General features: G+C 72.4%; 4 protein-coding genes. 3 read left to right on the top strand and 1 reads right to left on the bottom strand.

All coding sequences use genetic code 11. The features are described from left to right. Positions 1-144: 144 nt before the first annotated feature. Entirely contained in the window at positions 145-645 is a 501-nt protein-coding gene (locus tag ACFWXO_RS44860) for a PaaI family thioesterase (RefSeq protein ID WP_375887157.1), read from the bottom strand. 297 nt (positions 646-942) lie between these two features. Here ACFWXO_RS44860 and ACFWXO_RS44855 point away from each other — a divergent pair, with 297 nt between their 5' ends. The 3 genes from ACFWXO_RS44855 (at position 943) to ACFWXO_RS44845 (ending at position 4223) form a co-directional block, all read left to right on the top strand. Next, the gene (locus ACFWXO_RS44855; protein WP_380532898.1) at positions 943-1569 is read left to right on the top strand and encodes a TetR/AcrR family transcriptional regulator; all 627 of its coding nucleotides are present in this window, start codon (positions 943-945) and stop codon (positions 1567-1569) included. Between the two features lie 251 nt (positions 1570-1820). Then, positions 1821-2987 (top strand): serine hydrolase domain-containing protein, encoded by a 1167-nt coding sequence (locus ACFWXO_RS44850; RefSeq protein ID WP_380532895.1) that lies wholly within the window; start codon positions 1821-1823, stop codon positions 2985-2987. Between the two features lie 123 nt (positions 2988-3110). Further along, complete coding sequence (locus tag ACFWXO_RS44845) at positions 3111-4223, top strand: serine hydrolase domain-containing protein (protein WP_380532900.1); 1113 nt, start codon at positions 3111-3113, stop codon at positions 4221-4223. Positions 4224-4563 lie beyond the last annotated feature (340 nt).

Genomic DNA, 4563 nt, shown 5'->3' with positions numbered 1-4563 from the left:
GAAACGACCACCACCGCCCCGGCGCCGGCCGCGGGTGGTCGCGGACTGCGCACGACACCCCGTTGGCCCCACCCACGACGCCGACGCCGCCGCCCGATCGCCGGGCGGCGCCTTCGAAGTCGGTGGATCCGAGGTGACGGACCGTCAGTCCGACGCGCCCGTCCCGCGCGGGGCCACGTCCCGGATCAGACAGGTCAGCCGCGAGGTGCAGACCCGGCGGCCCTGGTCGTCGGTGATGACGACCTCGTAGGTCGCCGTGCTGCGGCCGCGGTGGACGGGAGTCGCCGTGCCGGTGACCACCCCCTCGCGCATCCCCCGGTGGTGGGTGCAGCTCAGCTCCACCCCGACCGCCACCCGCTCGGGGCCGGCGTGGAGGGTCGCACCGATCGAGCCCACGTGTTCCGCCAGGACGGCCGAGGCGCCGCCGTGCAGCAGGCCGTAGGGCTGGGTGTTGCCCTCGACCGGCATGGTGGCCACCACCCGGTCGGCGGTGGCCTCGACCAGCACGATGCCCATGCGGTTGCCGAGGTGCCCGGAGGCGAACATCGCCTCCAGGTCCACGCCGCCGTCGGCGAAACGGCTGAGGACCTCAGGCGGGATCGCCGCCGTGCGCGGCATGGTCTGCGTCTGGGTCTGCTCACCCATGGGTGCGGCTCCGATCGGCGATGGGGTCGGGAAAGGGTCGCTCGTAGGACTGTAGTTTGCCCCATCTGTCCATCGCTGCACTGTGATTGACGTCTCGCCGTCAGAAAGTGTGCGGCGCCGCGGCCCCGACCGACATGAACCTGGCATGTGACTCTAAACTTAAATCCTAGTATAAGTTATGCAAGGGCCGACCCAGCCCTCCGCGGGCTCGTTCGGATGCCGTACCGGTGACCGAGGAGCTCCCCACCCGTGGAGCAGGACCTCAGGAACTGACACCCTCACCCCACAGGAGAACGCATGGCCGACGAAGCCTCCGTCGCACTTGTCCCGACGGGCCGCCGGGAGCGCAACAAGCAGCGGATGAGGGAACGTATCTTCTCGGCCGCCCTGAGCCTCTTCGCCGAGAAGGGGTTCGAGCAGACCACGATCGACGACATCACCGAACGCGCCGACGTCGCCCGGGGCACCTTCTTCAACCACTTCCAGCACAAGGAAGAGCTCATCACCACCTGGAGCAACCGCCGCAGAGAGCGGCTGGAGGACAAGCTCCAGCAGGAGGCGCTCGCGGAAGTGGACGTCAGTAGAGCCCTCGCACGGTGCATGACGGCCCTCGTCGACATCAACGACGAGGAGCCGGCCGAACTCAACCAGGTCATGCTGATGTGCTGGGTCCGGGCAGGCCTGCCGATCACCGAACACCCCTACACCGCCGAGGTGTTCGCGGACGTGATCCGGGCCGGCCTCGCCAAGGGCCGGATCCGCCCCGGCACCGACCCCCTCCAGGTCGGCCACCTCCTGCGCGACGCCTACCTCGGCGCCCTGTTCCGACTGCGCCGCGACGACCTCAAGGGTACGGACCTGAGGCTCGAACTCCAGCGCGTCCTGGACACGGTCCTCCCCAGCATCCTCACCGACGCCCACTGATCCGTCCCGGCTGATCCGCCCCCGCTGATCCACCGCCGCCGATCCACCGCCGCCGGCCCACCCCCGCCGATCGCGGCGGGTGGTCCGGTCCCCGCCCCGGGCCAGGAGCACGGTCCTGCCCGGGGGCGCCTCCCGGAGCCGACTCCCGGGTTCGGTCTCGTCCTGGGCGCGGACGAACTCCCCCACCTCTGAATGGTCCTCTTGACCCAGGCCGGAAATCACCGGCACGGTCCGTTCAGAGGGGTTCCTCCGTGTACGAGAACACACCGCACAGCCGCGTCCAGCGCTCCCGCCGACCCGGCCGGCACCGGGCGGCGGCGGTCGTGACCGCCGTGGCCGCCGGTGTCCTGGCGGCCGGCGCACTGGCACCGAACGCGGCCTTCGCGGGCGGCAAGCCGGACACCGTCCAGCAGAGCCTGAACTCGCTGGTCAAGGACGACGGCCTGCCCGCCGCACTCGCCTCCGTCAAGGGCCGCGACGGCCGCACCCGCACCTACACCGCCGGCGTCGGCAACCTCGCCACCGGCGCCAAGCCCCCCGTCGACGGCCAGGTGCGCGCCGCCAGCAACACCAAGACCTTCACCGCCGTCGTCGTCCTCCAACTCGTCGCCGAGGGCAAGGTCGGCCTCGACGAGCCCGTCGAGACCTACCTCCCGGGCCTGGTGCGCGGCGACGGCATCGACGGACACACCATCACCGTCCGCCAGCTGCTCCAGCACACCAGCGGCCTGCCCGAGTACGTGGACAAGGGCGCCATCCTCACCAGCCCGAAGCGGTACTACGAACCGCGCGAGCTCCTCGACGCGGCCCTGGCCCAGAAGGCCCACTTCGCCCCGGGCTCCAGCTGGGAGTACTGCAACACCAACTACCTGCTGGCCGGCCTGATCATCCAGAAGGTCACCGGGCGGCCGCTCGGCGAGGAGGTCACCAAGCGCGTCATCGACCGCATCGGCCTGCGCCACACCTACTTCCCCACCCCCGGCGACACCACCGTCCACGAGGCCCACCCCCAGGGCTACAACCGGGAAGCCGACGGCTCGCTCCGCGACTACACGGAGCTGGACCCGTCCTGGGGTTGGGCGGCCGGGGCGATCGTCTCCACCAACACCGACCTCAACTCGTTCTTCTCCGCACTCCTCGGCGGCCGCCTCCTGCCCGCGGCCCAGCTCGCCCAGATGCGCACCACCGTCCCCGCCGAACTCCTCGGCCCGGGCGTCCGCTACGGCCTGGGCCTCCAGAGCAAGCCGCTCCCCTGCGGCGGCCTCGCCTGGGGCCACGGCGGCACCATCCCCGGCTACCGGACCTCCGGGGGCGTCACCGACGACGGCCGCGCCTTCAACATCGCGGTGACGGCGATCCCGGGCGACGAGGCCGGGAAGCACATCGAGGCCACGGTCGACGCGGCCCTCTGCCGCTGACCTCGCACACCCGGCAATTCCCCCCTTCGGCAGAGGAGTTCCCCAGTGAACGAGCACATCCAGCACAGCCACGTCCCACCTTCCCGTCGACCCGGCCGACACCGACCCGGCCGGCACCGGACGATCGCGGTCGTGACGGCCGTGGCCGCCGGCGCCCTGGCGGCCGGCGCGCTGGCACCCAGCGCGGCCTTCGCGAGCGGCAAGCCGGACACCGTCCAGCAGAGCCTCAACGCCCTGGTCAAGGACGACGGCCTGCCCGCCGCACTCGCCTCCGTCAAGGGCCGCGACGGCCGCACCCGCACCTACACCGCCGGCGTCGGCAACCTCGCCACCGGCGCCAAGCCCCCCGTCGACGGCCAGATCCGCGCCGGCAGCAACACCAAGACCTTCACCGCCGTCGTCGTCCTCCAACTCGTCGCCGAGGGGAAGATCGGCCTCGACGAGCCCGTCGAGACCTACCTCCCGGGCCTGCTCCGCGGCGACGGCATCGACGGACACACCATCACCGTCCGGCAGTTGCTCCAGCACACCAGCGGCCTGCCCGAGTACATGGCCGCCCCGGCCCTCGCGGACTTCATCCCCATCCAGTTCCGCTACTTCGAGCCCCGCGAGCTCCTCGACGGCGCCCTCGCCCAGAAGGCCCACTTCGCTCCGGGCACCAGCTTCGAGTACAACAACACCAACTACCTGGTCGCCGGGCTCCTCGTCCAGAAGGTCACCGGACGACCCGTCGGCGAGGAGATCACCAAGCGCGTCATCGACCGCATCGGCCTGCGCCACACCTACTTCCCCACCCCCGGCGACACCACCGTCCACGAGGCCCACCCCCACGGCTACCTCAGCCTGCCGGACGCGCCCCCGGTCGACTACACCGACATGGACACCTCCATGGCCTGGGCGGCCGGAGCGATCGTCTCCACCAACACCGACCTCAACACCTTCTTCACCGCCCTCCTCGCCGGCCGCCTCCTCCCCCCGGCCCAACTCGCCCAGATGCGCACCACCGTCCCCGCCGACCCCCTCGGCCCGGGCGTCCGCTACGGCCTCGGCCTCCAGAGCCGCCCCCTCTCCTGCGGCGGCCTGGCCTGGGGCCACGGCGGCACCATCGTCGGCTACCGCTCCCGCGGCGCCGTCACCGACGACGGCCGCGCCGCCAACATCACCGTCACCACCGTCCCCTCCGACGACGCCGCCCACCACATGTCCACCGCCCTGGACACAGCCCTCTGCCACTGACCCACCCCGGCCCAACTCCCCCGGCCGCCCGGTTCACCAGTTGCCGGCGATCAGCTCCGGCATCACCGACGACGCGGCGGGCCAGCGCCTCGGCGTCTCCTCACGCGCCATCGGCCGCCACATGGCCTCGATCATGGAACGCCTGGGCGCCGCCAGCCGCTTCGAAGCCGGGATCAAAGCCGCCCACAGAGGCTGGCTCCGACCCACCGGACCAACGAGGCAGGCCGGGGGGGGGGGGGGGCGCGGGGGGCGGGGCGCGCGCGCGCGCGCCGCCCCGGCGGCGGCCCCCCCCCCCCCCCCCCCCCCCCCGCCCCCCGCCCCGCCCCCCCCCCGCGCGGCC

Origin of the sequence: Kitasatospora sp. NPDC059088 (genome assembly GCF_042738155.1) — a bacterium.
Taxonomy (GTDB): domain Bacteria; phylum Actinomycetota; class Actinomycetes; order Streptomycetales; family Streptomycetaceae; genus Kitasatospora.
The sequence above is the reverse complement of the archived record's forward strand: the minus strand, read 5'-3'. Positions and strand labels throughout refer to the sequence as shown.